Source organism: Antrihabitans stalactiti, assembly GCF_012932915.1.
GTDB classification, from domain to species: domain Bacteria; phylum Actinomycetota; class Actinomycetes; order Mycobacteriales; family Mycobacteriaceae; genus Antrihabitans; species Antrihabitans stalactiti.
Genome location: NZ_VCQU01000020.1, coordinates 34,631 through 49,712, shown reverse-complemented (window position 1 = coordinate 49,712; position 15,082 = coordinate 34,631). Strand labels below are relative to the sequence as shown.

The window sequence follows — 15,082 nt, the reverse complement described above, 5'->3', positions numbered from 1 at the left end:
ACCTGAGCAGCACCCGAACCCCGGACCGGACACGCCCCACGGGGTGGGGAATTACGTGACGGCGGGTGAGGAATTACGTGACGGACAACCCCTCAGAGGTGGGGAATTACGTGACTGCTGACACTTGCTGGGCCGAGGCCCATTTCGGCGTGTAGACAAGACGAAAGAGTCGGCTGACCAATTGTCACGAGACAAGTGGGTACCGACGGCAATGACTGGTAAAGCTGCGTATTCGATCTCGTACTATTCGGGTGTGAGGCAGGGGACCGGTCCCGCAGCGGGTGATCGATCCGACGACGTGTTTGTGGCCGACTTCGCAAACCCTGAACTGCCCAGGACTCGGCGGTCTCTCAGGATCCGTCGGCGAGGGCGACCAGCTTTTGCGAAGTCCGGCGAGGACAGGTTGCACGCCGATGGGTCGCGCAACGAGTCACGGTAGGGGAGGCTGGAATTGGCACGGCGGCGGCGGGGCGCTGCCGTCGAGCGCCTCGAGTACATAACCGATCGTCCGTGGCGAGTACGAGATGCCGAAGTGTTCGGAGAGATCGATTTCGCAACCGTCCTGCAGGGTCACGTTGCGTACCGTCGCGTCCGCGCCTGCACTGAGGAATGAGGTTCCGTAGGGGATCGCGGCCTCGTCGTACCGCGTGGCGATCGCCATGTAATTCACGCCGGGCATCGTCTCGCTGCCGTCGTTGAGCGCACCGATGAAATCGGAACCCGCGAACACTTGCTGTTGCCCAGTGCCAACGATCGGCGCAGCTACTCCCATCAGCTTCAGGAGGACTGGTTCGAGTCCCGGGATGGAGATGCCATGATTGGCACCGGATATCGAGACGAGCGTCCTCACCTTGTTCAGCGACGGGTTCGATGGATTGGCACCACCTTCGAATCGGAGGTACTGCCGTACCACGAGCACACCCTGGGAATGCCCCACGACGTCGACCTGGGTGGCTCCTGTCGCCGACCGCACCCGATCGACGAACGTGGCGAATTCCTTCGCGGACAAGCGATTATCACCGAGCCCCATGATCGCTGGGTGCAATCCGAGGACGCTCTCGGTCTCGTGCCCATAGTTCAGGGCGTACACGCAATACCCTGCACGCGAGAGTGCGGGCGCCAGCCGGGCCCAATTGTCGTACCGGTTCTCGGTCCGACCATGGGCGAGGACGACCGGCCGCGGATGACTCGCCGAAGGATGGCACGACCAGTCGTTGGCGCCCGGCGCATCGGCGTCGGGATGCGTCAACGCGTAAGCAAGGGCCGAAGAGAAGCTCGTCGTTTCGGGGCCGGAGGGATCAGCAACCGCCACCGGCGCGGCGAGAGCGAGCATCGCAGCGCCGACCGCGAGGACCAGGCAGAGTTTCGCGAATGGTCGCTTGATCATCGGAGCACCTCACGCGCGGGTTCACCAGTGAGCGCAAGTCTAGCGTTAACGCCCAGCGCGTCAGGATGATTCATTATTGGCGCCGGCAGGTGGCGCCGCGCCGCATCCGTCGTGTCGCGGTTCCCCCAGATTCGGGGCCCGCTGGGCAGGTAAGCGATTCCCACCGAATCGATGAGTCCTCCCTGGGTGAAGAACAGGCAGCCAGATTGATTCATCCGATGCAATACGCAGGAGTGTACTTGACATAATGTCGATTATCGGCGAAACAACGACCTGGCGATATCCTTGGACCGAACCGCTGTTATTCCCAAATCTACTGCGGCAGTTTGTGATCTATCGTTGTCGACTTGATGTCACAGCCTCCGCGTAACTAGAACAACCGCAGAGACTGAAATTGCGATCCAGATCCGATGGCCCGGCCCGGCCCTCTCGACCCAGCGGAAATCATAAATTCGTCACTGTGACGCTTCGGGCTCACCTGCTCCCACTGAACCACATCTTGCTCACCAGCCACATAACGTCACTGTGACGAATTGATGGCAGTTCACTGGACTAGTTGGCTGGTCTCGAAATACAAACTTGCGCGATAGCCGCTGGTTTCTGCTCGGGCGAGTTCGAAGATGCCTATCTGGTTGAGCGTGAGCTTTCCGAGCACGGTGCTGAAATTGGGTGCCAGCCATTCGATGGCGCCCGACTTCTCGTTGCTTTGCGCATTGTGCCCGGCGATTACGAAGTCATCGATCCACGCCTGCCATTGTTTGACGTCGAGCTCGCTGACGGTTGTGACTAGGTCGCCGGGAACGGTGCTGTTGGATTGGCGGCGGAACGAGAAAGTGTCGATGATGCTGACGTGGGTGGTCGGTACCCCGGGAATCGTGATTCTGAAATTTGCGGGTAGCCAGGGCTTTGTTGCATCTGGTCCGAACGTCACCAGCGAGCCATCGCCGGCGCGTGGCACTACTTTGCTCACTGCAGCGATGAGAGTGAACTTGCCTGCAGCGGTGCTGCTCGCATCGCATTGAGGAACTATGAGTTCGGTTATCCGTGCGCCAGTGAAATCATGAAACGCCTTGACACGATTGTTCTGATCGAGCTCGAGTACAGTTCCACTCTTCGCGGTCTGCATCCCGCCGAGAAATGCATTGATCCAATCGCGGATCGCAGCGCCCATCGCTATGCCGAATTCGATCCGCAAGTCCGCGTAACCATACGAGGAAATTTGCCGCTTGGGCGCCCCGCCAGTGCCGGAAAATGTGGTGCTGACGGTCGCCTTGATGTGTCCGCCGCTGGCGCCTAGCAGAGGGATTGTCTTGCCGTCGATGGTCAGAGCTAGTTTGCGCACACTGGGCGGCTGCGGAGGCATGGGGCACCTACTCGGCTGGCTGGTCGAACTAGTGCCACTAATCTATCGGTCGTTCGACCACCCGCACAGCTGATCGTCACAGCGACGGCGTCACCCCCCGACGTTCGTTGCCTCATTCCTCGCCGAATCGGACCTGGCGTCCGGTGATTTCAGTTGGCACGATCTCGACGTAGTTGTGTTTCTCAGTCGGAATCCACGACCGTAGATTCAGCTCTTCTACGGCGGCGATTTCGCCGTAGCTTTCGAGGCGGCGAGCGGTGCCGTGAACGATGACGCTCCAGCCCGAGCCCTCCCCTACGTGATCAACCTCGAACACCACGTCATCGTGAATGGTGAGTTCGACGAGTTTGCTGCCCTCGGCGGTGCGGAAGTAGATCCGGTTGCGGTCGGCGACGTAGTTGATCGGAAAGATGTCGATACGTCCTGCCGCGCTGAGCACCAGTCGTCCCAACCGGCCCTGGCTGAGTAGCTCCCAACTCTGCGCTGTGGAGAGCACCGTGATTGGGCTCGTATCGTCGCCCGCGGTCACAAGGTTCATCGTCGTACCTTCGGTGTCGTGAAGTGAGGTTGTACCCGACGGATCTATGGATACCCGAGCCTCGGCACCGTGTTGAGAGGCTTTGTCCCGCTATCGATATGACGTTGTGCCACAAATACGTGCCGTTGCCTCGCTGAGGTTCCGCCGCGCGCGCGGAGTCAGCCCTTCCTGCAATTCGAATTCGTAGCCGCGGATTGCGAGCACGAACACGTCGGGAAGGTGGTCGAAGCACTGCTGACAGGTCGCCAGGACCGCCGGTATCGACAGCGCGTGCGACGTGAAGGTGTAATCCAGCAGCGGTGCCGGCTGGTGGATCTCGAACGACGTGACGTTCTTGTCTTTCGTCGCATCCACGAACAGCACACGTTGCATGCGACTGAGGAGGTCGGCGTCTTCGAGTTGCAGTTGGTAGTTCCGATACGTTTCCGCGTTCGGGCACAGTCCGCTGTTTTCCAGTTGGTCGACGAATGCCCAGCCGAGCCCGTCGTCCTGCCGACCGACGTTGCCGATCCCGTAGATCAAACAGGCCTGGCTGTCGAAGTCGCGGAGGTCGACCGTCGGACCGTCACCGAATGCGTTCATCGACTACCTCGCCCGCCGAGTCGTAGACGGTGACGATCAACGGCATCTCGCCCAGGGCATGCGTAGCGCAACTCAGGCACGGATCGTATGCCCGTATTCCGACCTCGATCGCATTCATCATGCCTTCGGTGATGTTGCGCTTTCCGCCGAGGAAGGCGTCGGCGACCGACCGTACTGTGCGGTTGATGACGGCATTGTTGTGTGTCGTGGCGACAATGAGGTTCGCGAACGTGATCTCACGTTCGGGGCCAGCGCGATAGTGGTGCAACAACGTGCCCCGCGGCGCTTCGACGACGCCGATTCCCTCGCCGGTCCATGCGCCGTCGGCGGGAGCAACGAGAAGGTCGTCGCCACGGACGGCGGGATCCTGCAACAAGTCTCTGATCAATTCCGCGGCGTGGAGTATCTCGATCGCACGGGCCCAATTGGTATGCAGCGTCATGTTGTTCGCTGCGCCATCGCTGTATGCGTGGAATCGTTCGAGCGCGGCACGGGCGAGCGGTGTCGACAGTGATGTAGTGACGTTCATCCGACCGAGCGGACCGACTCGCACGGAACCCTTTTCTCGCCCGAGCTCCGTCAGAAAAGGGAACTTCATGTAACTCCACTCCTCCACCGCTTCGGAGAAATGGTCGAGGTAGTCGTGATAGTCGATTTCGCGGACTATCTCCTTACGATCGTCGACGATGCGCAGTCTTCCGTGGTAGTAATCCACGTTGCCGTCGGCGTCGACCAACGACATGTTCAACGCGGGCACAACGGCGAAACCATCGACCTCGCCGCGGTGCTTCTCGTGAAATTCCGCGAACAACCGGAGACCGTCCTGCGCGTAGTCGATCACTTGATCCATCGACGGCAGGCCGTCTTCGCCGTTGAGGAACCGGTCGCAATCAGCGCTGCTGAGACTCTTGTCGACCCCGCCCGGAACCGAGCTGATGCCGTGCATTCGGCGACCGAAGACCGCCTTGATGACCTCTTGGCCCCACTTGCGCAGCATGACTACGCGTTTGATTAGGTCCGGGTCCGCCTCGATCAGGCCGAGAATATTGCGCTGTTCGGGCGGGGCATCCATGCCGAACAACATTTCCGGAACGACGAGGTAGAAGTAGGCGGTGGCGTGGGACTGCAGCATCTGCGCGTAATGCCCGAGTCGGCGGACCTTCTCGGCCGTTGCCGTGAGACCGACTCCGGATCCGAAGCCCACGCCGATCATGTCGTCGAGCGCCTTGGCACCGCACAGATGATGGCTGACGAAGCAGATTCCGCAGATGCGTTGCATCAGCATCGGCGCTTCCCAATACGGGTGGCCTTGAACGAATTTCTCGAAACCGCGGAATTCGACGACGTGCAGCCTGGCATCGACGACGTTGTTGTCGTCGTCCAGATGGACTGTGACCTTCCCATGCCCTTCGATACGGGTGACCGGATCGATGACAATTTTTCTGCTCACGCCCGTTCTCCCGATCAGTCGTAGTGATTGAGTGATTTGGGCAGCTGGACCGGTCGGCCGCTGATCAGATCGTCCAGTACGTCGAAGATCGCATCCGCCGACGGTGGGCATCCGGGAATGAAGTAGTCCATCTTCACCACCTCGTGGCACGGATAGACCTTCGTCGTGAGTCGCGGGATGTCCGGGTGCCGAGGGACGATCGGGAGGGCGTGCGGTACCGCCGTCGGCGAATCGATGTATGCCTCCGAAAGGCAGTCGTTGAGCTCGAAGACGTTCCGCATGGACGGCACCCCGCCCCAGATCGCGCACGCCCCAACCGAAATCAAGATGTCACAGTTCTCGCGGAAGTGACGCAGCGTCTCGATGTTGTCCTCGTTGGCGACACCGCCCTCGATGAATCCGATCGCACTTCGTCGCTTTATGCGCTTGATATCGGTCAGCGACGACCGTTCGATCGTGATCTTCGTCGTCAGCGACAGGATCCGCTCGTCCATGTCGAGGAACGACAACGTACATCCCCAGCAACCGCATAGAGCGATCATGGACACCCTGATCTTGCCCTCGCGCTCGGTCGTCAGTTCCGCACTCGGCGGTGTTGCGGGCAGATCGTGCGATGCAATGTCGTCCACAGCCCACTCAATCTGCCAGTCCGTCCAGCGCGCGTGCGCGGACGGATTCGATCTCGAACTTTCGCGCACCGATCGCGACGTTGTAACCGACCCCTTTTTCCAGGATCGCGCCGACTGGGCAGAGTGCGACGGCTTCGCGGATCTGCTCGGTCGACATCGCGTCGGCACGACCGGTGTCGATCTCGATCCGCGCAGAGGCGCCACGACCGCTGATGCTGAAAATCTTCTCGCCGTCGTCGTCACGGACGAACTCCACACATCGCTGGCAGAAGATGCAGCGATCGCGCTCCAGCCAGATTCGCTCGGCAGCGTGGTCACGCTCGTGTGCGGCGAAACGGTACGGGAACCGGGAGACCAGCATGTCGACCTCATAGCCGACAGCCTGGAGTTTGCAGCGACCGCTCTTCTCGCAACTCGGACAATTGTGATTTCCCTCGGCGAACAACATTTCCACCAGCGCTTTGCGCATATCGGCGGTATCCGGTTCGTCGACTTCGACTTTCATATGCGCAGCAACGCGAACCGTGCACGCGGCGACGACGTGGCCGTCGACCTTCACCGAGCACACCCTGCACGTGCCGAGACACGGCTTGCCTTCGAAGTAGCAGAGCGTCGGGATGTACACGCCTGCTTCGGCTGCGACGTCGACGAGATTTCGACCGCTCACCGTCGCAACCGGACGTCCGTCGATCTCGATGTCGATGTTCATCCGGCACCACCGCCTTCACGCTCGGTCTTGTTCCCGCTGAGCGCGTAGTCGAGGTCTAACGACGGGAGCAGGCTGCCCTCGGGTGTGTGGATTCGCGAGCGGTAGATCTCGGGGAACTTTTCGAGGGTGGTCACGACGGGATTCGCTGCGGTCGCGCCCAATCCGCACCGGCTGGTCCGACGCATCAACGTGCCCCAACTGACGATGTCGTTGAGATCGCGCTCGCTGCCGTGCCCGGTCAGCACGAGGTCGACCTTCCTCCGCAGTTCGACGGTGCCCACCCGGCACGGCACGCAGATGCCGCAGGACTCGTCGGCAAAGAACTCGGCGAAATCCTTCACGCATTCCAGCAAGTCGCGTTCGGCGTTGAAGACGGTGAACGCACCGTTGCAGGAAATGTCCTCGTAGGCGATCGTCCGCTCTCCGTCGGTACGAACGGATACGCATTCACCCGACGGCCCGCTGATCTGAACGGCGTGAGCATCCTGCGCGCCGACCAAGGACAACACCTCGTTGAGCGTGATTCCCCATTCGACCTCGTAGATTCCCGGCCGGTCACAGTCTCCGGCGACGCTCAACAGACGGGTGCCGGCAGAATTGAGCGTCCCCATCGCCGCGAACCATTCTGCGCCTTCCTCCATGATTCGGGCGGCGGCAGCGAAGGTCTCGACGTTGTCGACGCAGGTGGGCTTGCCCAGGTAGCCCACCTCGACCGGGTAGGGCGGTTTCACCCGCGGTGTGCCTCGCTTGCCCTCGCAGGACTCGATCAGCGCAGACTCTTCGCCGCAGATGTAGGCACCTGCACCGAGTTGGATGCGGATGTCGAAGTCGAATCCTGGTCTGTCGCCGACATCGCGACCGAGCAGCCCGTCCGACCGGAGTTCCTGGAGTTGATGTTCGAGATAGTTCTTCAGATAGGTGTATTCCGCACGGAGATAGACGATCCCGTGCCCACTGCCGATTGCGTAAGCGGCAATGATCATTCCGACGAAGACACTCTTCGGGTCGCGGGTGAGCAGCACCCGATCCTTGAAAGTGCCGGGCTCGCCTTCGTCTGCGTTGCAGATGATGTATTTCTCGTCGCCGGCCGCCGCACCGCACAGCCGCCATTTCGAGCCGGTAGAAAATCCGGCACCGCCGCGCCCGCGTAACTTCGACGCACTGATCGTCTCGGTGACCTGATCGGGAGTGCGGGCCAAGCAACGGTCGAGCACGGCTCGATAGTCGGTCCCGTCGCCGAAGAACACCGGGCCGCGCCTGCGAATATTCGATTCCACCAAGGCATCGACGTACGCGATGTCTGTGATCGGCAGCCCAGTTGGGTTCGCGATCTCGACCGGGGAACGGCCTGCTCGTAACTGCGCAACGACGTGTGCGACCTTTTCCGGCGTCAATCGCGTGAACACGACGGAGTCGATCAGCATCGCAGGTTCCTGATCGCTGAGCCCGATGCACGATGTTTCGAACAATCCGAATGTTCCCGAGTCGTCGGCCCCACCGAACCGCGCGCCGGTCTGTTGTTCCAGCGCGTCGTACACGGCCGAATAGCCGTGCATCTTCGCAATCACCGTGTTGCTCAGGTAGATCGGGTATCTCCCGGCCGGTTCGGTGCGGAAGAACCGATAGAACGACGCGGTCTCGACGATGTCGAGTGGGGTTGTGTGCAACGCCGTCGCCAATTGTGGCAACACGTCCCGCGGGATGTGGCCCAGCAGATGCTGGACGTCCCAGAGAATATCGATCAGCCGGGTCCTGTCCGACCCGTGCCGCGCGAGGATCGTCTCGATGCCATTGGACGACGATGTCATTGCGCATCACTCATGCCGCGTCTCCGCCGAGCGCATCGAAACTCGAGTCGCCCGGACCGACTGCATATACGCGGCCACGCACAGCCTCGAGCGTAACGCGATCTTCCCGCTCCCGCCGGACTGCAGTCAGCGCTCGATCGGATTCGCAAGCGACAGGCCGTTTTGACCCCGATCGACGACACGCGGGCGGACCGCGCCCCGCCCGGTACCGTCCCACCGTTTGGTCCCCGGTAGCGGGATGTCGAGGAGGTCCAGCGCTCGTGCCAAGGTCTGATTCACCACGTCGTCCAGGGTGGCCGGTCGGTGATAGAACGCCGGGACCGGCGGCATCAGGATGGCGCCGTTGCGCGTTGCTTGGGCCATCAGTTCGATGTGGCCGGCGTGCAACGGAGTCTCGCGCAACAGCAGGACGACGCGTCGACGCTCCTTCAGGCAGACATCCGCGGCGCGGACGACCAGTTCGTCGTTGTAGCAGTTGGCGATTCCGCTGAGCGTCTTGACCGAGCACGGCGCAACGAGCATCCCTGCCGTGATGAACGATCCTGACGACACTGCGGCGCCAATGTCCTTCGGGTTGTAGACGCGGTCCGCGAGGTCACGTACCTCGTCAGGCTTGTAGTCGGTTTCTTCCACTATCGTGCGCATGCACGATGCGGTGAGTATCGCGTGGGTCTCGACGTCCTCGACGTCTCTGAGCAATTCCAGCGCCCGGATTCCGTAAATCGCACCCGAGGCGCCGGTTATCGCAACGATCAGCCGTTTCATTCACATCACCCGGGCCGTGTCGCCGACCAGTGCTGCCGCTGCGTCGGCAATGCGGACAATGGCCGCGCGCTCATCGCTGTCCAGCTCGCGGTTGCTCTTCGCACCCACGACAACCTCGATCGCTGCCGCGGCGCGCGTAGCGGTAGCGCCGGCGGCCGGGCCGGCTTCGAGAGTCTCCCCCATTGCGGCGAGTTCTGCGAGTTCGATCAGTTCGGCGTCGATCTCCAAGCGCTGCAGAGCATTTCGCAGCTCGGCGGTGCGCGCGTCGGGTGCGGGTGCAGGGCCTGTCTTCAAACGCTTCCGCACTGCTCGCAGCGGCCGGACCACTTCGGCGTGCCATGGACCGATTCGATCGGCAAGTGCATCGATATGTGTCGCAGTCAACGCGCACCCCTCCTGTGCTCCGAAGAATGCTGCAAACAGCACCAGGTTCACATCCAATTCGAAACGTTCCTGCAGCATCAGGCAGGCCGTCGAGACACCGTCGGCGCGGTAGATTCCCAGCGCAAAGCGAGTGAGCCTCGAATCCGATACCGCGGAGTTCGTTTCTGCGTGCACGTCGCTTCACCGCCGTCCGGATTTTCAGAATAAATCTTGTGGGTCAATGCGCCGCCAAACAATTGTTCGGAATGCGACGATACTTCGCAGACCGTCGTCCCGCATGGAGAATGAAGGCCGCGATGCCATTTCAGGATTTCCGAGATTTTTTGACTGCACTTCGCGAGCAAGGCGAGTTGGTGGACGTCGACCGTCCGGTCGCGCTGGAACTCGAAGTAGCCAAGGGCCTGCGCAAGAGCGCATCCATCGCTGGGCCCGCCTTCGTTTTCAAGAACAACGGCACACCATTCCCCCTCGTGGCCGGTGTCTACAACTCACGAGCGAAGGCGCTCATCGCCTTTCAGGCCACAGAGGACGAGGCATTCGGGAAGATCCTCAATGGACTTTCGAACCCGATACCGCCGGTGCTGGTCGACGACGCGCCAGTGCACGAGAACGTCATCGAAGGCGACGACATCGACCTCTCCACCTTGCCGGTGCCGAAATACAGTCCGAACGATGGCGGTCCGTACATCACGCCGGGCATCGTCGTCAGCCATGATCCCGAGACCGGGATTCCGGACATGGGTCATTACCGCTTTCAAATCATCGACAAGAACACCATGTCGTTCCTCGCGCAGCCCATGCATCGGTTCGGAAAGAACCTTGCAAAGGCGGTCAGGTTGGGCCAGCAGACATTCCGAGCCGCGTTGGTGATCGGAGTCGATCCGATGCTCGCCTACACGTGTCCGATCCAGGCGACCGACGACACCAATGATTTTGCGGTCGCGGGCGGATTGCGTGGTGCGGCAGTCGAACTCGTCAAATGCCGAACAAACGACGTGAACGTGCCCGCCCGCGCGGAAGTCGTCATCGAGTTCGAGGTCCAATTCGCCAACGAGGTTTTCGAGGGGCCGCTCGGCGAGTACACCGGGTACTACACGCCGGGGTCGATGAAGCCGATCGCGCGCGTTCTGGCGATCACCCATCGCAACGACGCGTACTTCCAGGCGTTGCTGACCGGTGTGCCACCCACCGAGAATCACACGCTCAAACAATTGCCGTTCGAGGCATCGTTCTTCCAGATGATGCGAAGTCAATTCCCGACGATCGAAAAGGTCGCCGTCCCGTCTTCTGGTGGTGTCTCGTTCTACATCGTCATTGCCATGCGCCCGCGGTACTCCGGTGAGGCACGCGCGGCAATCCTTATGGCCATGGGAACGAACCTGAGGCCGAAAACGGTGATCGTCGTCGACCCGGACATCGACGTCAACAACTCCGATCAAGTGGAATGGGCCGTCGCCTTCCGGACACAGCCGTCGCGCGACGTGATCCTCGTCGATCAACTACCTGCCGGACCGCTCGATCCGTCGGTCTCCGATGACATTCCGCTCGACCAGCGAATGGGTTCCGCACTGGCCATCGACGCGACCTATCCCTACGGAACCGATGTCCGGATCGCCGGGTCCGACGAGGCTTGCGGACCGTCCGTCGCAGAACACGGACACGAATTCGTCATGGTGGCCGACGTGCCGGGCTGGCGTGACTACGACTTCCCAGAACTCCGCAATCGCGCACCGTGAAAGGTTCGAAAATGCCCGAAACACGCCACGAAATCAGTCACGAGATCAAGATAAGCGGCTCACCCGAGCAGGTTTTCACCGCGTTGACCACTGCCGAAGGCATCCAGTCCTGGCAAACGCCGCACGCGGTCGGGACCGGCGAGGTCGGCAGCAAATGGGAGTTCAAGTTCAGCGGGCGGCCCGAATTCGCCTGGGAAGTCGTCGCTTCGCAACCGTCGCATGTCGAATGGCTTTGCGCGGCCGGACCCGGTGACTCGGTCGGAACGAAGGCCACATTCGAGATCTCAGCCCTCGACGAGGGCACCACTCTGCTCGTCCTCACACACAGCGGTTGGCCGGGAACCCACGGCAATTACCGCAAATGCAACACGATCTGGGGTGTGCTTCTGCACCACCTCGCCCAGGCAGTCAAATCCGGAAAACCCGCACCCGCCTTCAACTGAGGACCAGCCCGATGCCGCAGCAGAGTTTGAGCGAGTTCGTCGACGCAATGGAAGCCGCCGGCCTTCTGGTCCGCATCAAGGAGGAAAAGCGCGTCGACGAGTTGCCCACCGTCATGGAGGAAAACCCCCTCACAGCGGTGCTGGTCGAGAACATCACCGACTGTGAGTTTCAGTTCCTGGCCAACGCGTACTCGAACCAAGAACAAACGGCATGGGCGCTTGGTTGCGACAAGACCGAGACCGGACGCCGAATGGTCGAACTCGGTAAGGGCCGGGTCAAGCCCGAGATCGTGGATACGGCGCCGTGTAAGGAAGTCATCCTGATCGGCGACGACGTCGACCTGACCCGGCTGCCGCTGTTTCTCCACCACGATCGAGACGGCCACGCCTACACGAACGACAATCTCGTCGTCACCAAAGACCCGAATACCGGCGTCTACGACTGGGGCATCTACCGCAGCATGTTCCGTACGAAGAACGAGAAGAACTTCGACATGACCTGCACGTCGCATCGGGCGCGGTTGAACGCCCAAGCGGCACAGGCCAAAGGGCAAAATCTCGAGCTCGCCATCGTGATCGGTGGCCCGCTGGTCGACAAGGTTGCCGCCCTTACCGGCGTGCCGCCCGGCACGGACGACTTCGAGGTCCTCGGCAGTTTCTACGGCCAGCCCGCCAAGCTCGTGAAGTGCGAGACCATCGACTTGCTGGTGCCGGCCAATGCCGAGATCGTGCTCGAGTGCGAACTGATGGCGACCGAGGGCCTGACCCACGACGAAGGACCGTACGGCGAGTTCACCGGAATGTACGGCGGCGGAATCAAAGCCAACTTCCGAGCTGTCGTCAAGGCGATGACGTTCCGTAAGGGCGGCATCTTTCAACACGCGACTATCGGCGGGCTGCATCCCTGGTACACGGACAACATGCTCCAGCTGCCGATGATCGAATCCGATCTCTACGGCGGTCTCGCGATGGCGGGGATCGACGTGAAGGAGGTCCGTGCACCGCTCGGCGGGTTGTCGAACATTGCGTACGCGAAGATCAAGCCAAGGGGCGCGGGAGATTCGAAGCAGGCGCTCGCTGTGATGCTGTCCTGCTCGAAACAGGGGCTGCCGAAGATTGCCATGGTCTTCGACGACGACGTCGACATCTGGGACGACAACGCGGTGCTTTTCGCGATGGCGTATCGGTATATGCCGCACCTGGACACGGTGACGCTGCCGAACGGCAACACGATGACGGTCGATCCGATGATCGCCGAAGATGCGGCGCCCGGTACCGCGTCGAAGATCGGCCTCGACTGCACGGTCCCGATCAGTCCCAAATTCGTGCCTTCACACTTCGACCGCAGCACGGTCTTCGTTCTCGGCGATCCACCGCCCGACGTCGTCGTCATGTCGGAGGAAGAGTTGACGACCGACATGGCCGCGCTCATCCGCGAGGCACCCCGCACCTGGAAGGAAATCCTCCAGCACTACAACGGGCAGCCGTATCGGACGGTGTATGGGGCGTTCAGCAACCTGCGCCACCAACTCGGTCGCTGCGACGACGCACCGTGGTACCGATACACCTTCTCCGACACGGACTTTGCGGTGGCCGTGCAGGAAGGCCAGCCTTCGAACTTCGATCCAAAGCACCGTGAGTAGCTGATCTACCGCTGTGGGCCGCTGTGAATTCGCAGCGGCCCACACCGCGGGCGAGTGGCATTGGTCACCGCTCTCAGGGTTTCCACAGCGCTTGTTCCAGAGACTGGGCTGATGAACGGAACCCGAGGAGTTGTCGACACTCTGATCACCGAAATCGCCACCGAGATAGCGACCGCAGAAATTGCCATCTGGACCGTCGCAATCGCTACCGTCGCGATCGTCTTCTCCGTCTTCGCGCAACGACGGGCTCGCTTCGATCAGAACGTGGCAGCGATCATCGGATGGGCGACGGTACGCGTGGCGGCGCTGCTCGCGATGTTGATCGTGCTCGCCGTGCAGGTCGCGCGGTCCGGCTGGTTGACCGGCGCTGACACTGCGACCCTCGATTGGTTCGTGGCACACCGCTCGCCCATCTGGACGACGGTCGCGATCGCCGTCACCACAGTGGGTGGACCGGCTGGTGTTGCGGTGATCGCGGTGGTCGTTGCTGCAGTCGTCGGCTGGAAGCGCCGCGCGATCGGTCCTGCGGTGTTGGTGCTCTCCCCCGTTGTTCTGGCAGGAACGGCCAGCACGCTCATCAAGCATGTCGTCGGCCGAGAACGGCCACCTGTTGCTGCACACATGATGGCCGAGACCGACTTCTCGTTCCCGTCCGGCCACGTCACCGCGACGACGGCCTTGGTCGGCGCGGTCCTGCTCGTGGTGTGGGCGGACGCGGCGCCGGGCCTGCGAGCGCGCAGCACTGCAACGAAACTCACGGCAACGGCCGCTGCACTCATGGTGGTGGCCGCAGTCATGATGACCCGCCTCTACCTCGGCGTCCATTGGCTGACCGACGTGTCGGCGGGCGCGCTGCTCGGAGCCACAGCAGTTGCAGCCATCGCGCTGCTCGCTACAGTCGTCGGATTGCTTTCCGGCCGCGATCGCGAGTACGCCGGCGCAGAAGTAGCCGTGCCGGCTCCCCCGTACGCCCTTCCGCGAGGATCGAAATGACAGGAATGCTCAATCCCGACACAGTGGTCTCGACCTTCGGCTTGCTCGGAATACTCGAATCGTGTTCGTCGAGTCCGGCCTGCTGCTCGGCTTCTTTTTCCCGGGCGACTCCTTGCTCTTCACCGCAGGAGTACTCGCCGCGCAGCCGAATTCCTTTGTTCCGGTGTGGGTACTACTCCTGACCGTGCCAGTCGCCGCGATACTCGGCGATCAATGCGGCTACGTGATCGGTCGTGCGGCGGGCCCTGCCGTATTCGAACGCCGGTCCGCCAAGAGGCTTGGTCCCGATCAACTAGCTCGCGCGCATGCGTACTTCGACAAGTACGGTGCACGCACCGTCATCCTTGCTCGGTTCGTTCCGGTGATCCGCACAGTCGTGCCGGTCATGGCAGGCGCTGCCGACATGCGGTATCGCGAATTCGCGCTCTACAACATCATCGGCGGGTTGTCTTGGGGTGTGGCCGTGCCGGTCCTCGGGTATTGGCTGGGTGGGATCGAATTCGTGCGCTCCCATATCGAGCTGATCCTGATAGCGGTTGTTGCCCTGTCGGTCGCGCCTCTGACCGTGAACTCCATTCGCAGGGCGCTCCGGAACCGAAGCCGAGCTGGGCAGCCGACTTCTGAGTTAGATTCCGTGCAGACGTAGGAGGAC

The 15,082-nt window shown here is 61.6% G+C and carries 15 protein-coding genes; 5 read left to right on the top strand and 10 right to left on the bottom strand.

Going from position 1 to position 15,082, the window contains the following annotated elements:
• Nucleotides 1-430: 430 nt before the first annotated feature.
• The 10 genes from FGL95_RS31900 to FGL95_RS31855 form a co-directional block, all read right to left on the bottom strand.
• On the bottom strand, nucleotides 431-1,387 hold the full coding sequence (locus FGL95_RS31900; RefSeq protein ID WP_169595001.1) for an esterase/lipase family protein: 957 nt from the start codon (nucleotides 1,385-1,387) through the stop codon (nucleotides 431-433).
• A 544-nt stretch (nucleotides 1,388-1,931) separates the two neighbouring features.
• Entirely contained in the window at nucleotides 1,932-2,750 is an 819-nt protein-coding gene (locus FGL95_RS31895) for a hypothetical protein (RefSeq protein WP_169594999.1), read from the bottom strand.
• Between the two features lie 112 nt (nucleotides 2,751-2,862).
• Entirely contained in the window at nucleotides 2,863-3,288 is a 426-nt protein-coding gene (locus FGL95_RS31890; protein ID WP_169594997.1) for a pyridoxamine 5'-phosphate oxidase family protein, read from the bottom strand.
• 90 nt (nucleotides 3,289-3,378) lie between these two features.
• Complete coding sequence (locus FGL95_RS31885) at nucleotides 3,379-3,870, bottom strand: hydrogenase maturation protease (RefSeq protein ID WP_169594995.1); 492 nt, start codon at nucleotides 3,868-3,870, stop codon at nucleotides 3,379-3,381.
• The gene (locus FGL95_RS31880) at nucleotides 3,854-5,320 is read right to left on the bottom strand and encodes a nickel-dependent hydrogenase large subunit (RefSeq protein WP_169594993.1); all 1,467 of its coding nucleotides are present in this window, start codon (nucleotides 5,318-5,320) and stop codon (nucleotides 3,854-3,856) included. Before FGL95_RS31880 ends, FGL95_RS31885 begins: the two co-directional genes overlap by 17 nt.
• 14 nt (nucleotides 5,321-5,334) lie before the next feature.
• On the bottom strand, nucleotides 5,335-5,949 hold the full coding sequence (locus FGL95_RS31875; protein ID WP_338080113.1) for an NADH-quinone oxidoreductase subunit B family protein: 615 nt from the start codon (nucleotides 5,947-5,949) through the stop codon (nucleotides 5,335-5,337).
• A gap of 7 nt (nucleotides 5,950-5,956) precedes the next feature.
• On the bottom strand, nucleotides 5,957-6,658 hold the full coding sequence (locus FGL95_RS31870; RefSeq protein WP_169594991.1) for a 2Fe-2S iron-sulfur cluster-binding protein: 702 nt from the start codon (nucleotides 6,656-6,658) through the stop codon (nucleotides 5,957-5,959).
• On the bottom strand, nucleotides 6,655-8,466 hold the full coding sequence (locus FGL95_RS31865; RefSeq protein ID WP_169594989.1) for an NAD(P)H-dependent oxidoreductase subunit E: 1,812 nt from the start codon (nucleotides 8,464-8,466) through the stop codon (nucleotides 6,655-6,657). Before FGL95_RS31865 ends, FGL95_RS31870 begins: the two co-directional genes overlap by 4 nt.
• A gap of 126 nt (nucleotides 8,467-8,592) precedes the next feature.
• Nucleotides 8,593-9,231, bottom strand: a complete 639-nt coding sequence (locus FGL95_RS31860; RefSeq protein WP_169594987.1) for a UbiX family flavin prenyltransferase — start codon at nucleotides 9,229-9,231, stop codon at nucleotides 8,593-8,595.
• Nucleotides 9,232-9,789, bottom strand: a complete 558-nt coding sequence (locus FGL95_RS31855) for a TIGR02444 family protein (RefSeq protein WP_169594985.1) — start codon at nucleotides 9,787-9,789, stop codon at nucleotides 9,232-9,234.
• 149 nt (nucleotides 9,790-9,938) lie between these two features.
• Here FGL95_RS31855 and FGL95_RS31850 point away from each other — a divergent pair, with 149 nt between their 5' ends.
• The 5 genes from FGL95_RS31850 to FGL95_RS31830 all read left to right on the top strand — a co-directional run bounded on the left by FGL95_RS31850 (nucleotide 9,939) and on the right by FGL95_RS31830 (nucleotide 15,076).
• Nucleotides 9,939-11,351, top strand: a complete 1,413-nt coding sequence (locus tag FGL95_RS31850; protein WP_169594983.1) for a UbiD family decarboxylase — start codon at nucleotides 9,939-9,941, stop codon at nucleotides 11,349-11,351.
• 11 nt (nucleotides 11,352-11,362) lie between these two features.
• Nucleotides 11,363-11,794: an SRPBCC family protein gene (locus FGL95_RS31845; RefSeq protein WP_169594982.1), complete on the top strand. Its 432-nt coding sequence runs from the start codon at nucleotides 11,363-11,365 to the stop codon at nucleotides 11,792-11,794.
• An 11-nt stretch (nucleotides 11,795-11,805) separates the two neighbouring features.
• Nucleotides 11,806-13,437, top strand: coding sequence for a UbiD family decarboxylase (locus FGL95_RS31840; protein ID WP_169594980.1), 1,632 nt, complete (start codon nucleotides 11,806-11,808; stop codon nucleotides 13,435-13,437).
• Between the two features lie 111 nt (nucleotides 13,438-13,548).
• Nucleotides 13,549-14,430: a phosphatase PAP2 family protein gene (locus FGL95_RS31835; protein WP_169594978.1), complete on the top strand. Its 882-nt coding sequence runs from the start codon at nucleotides 13,549-13,551 to the stop codon at nucleotides 14,428-14,430.
• Nucleotides 14,431-14,491: 61 nt separating this feature from the next.
• Nucleotides 14,492-15,076: a DedA family protein gene (locus FGL95_RS31830; protein WP_338080112.1), complete on the top strand. Its 585-nt coding sequence runs from the start codon at nucleotides 14,492-14,494 to the stop codon at nucleotides 15,074-15,076.
• Nucleotides 15,077-15,082 lie beyond the last annotated feature (6 nt).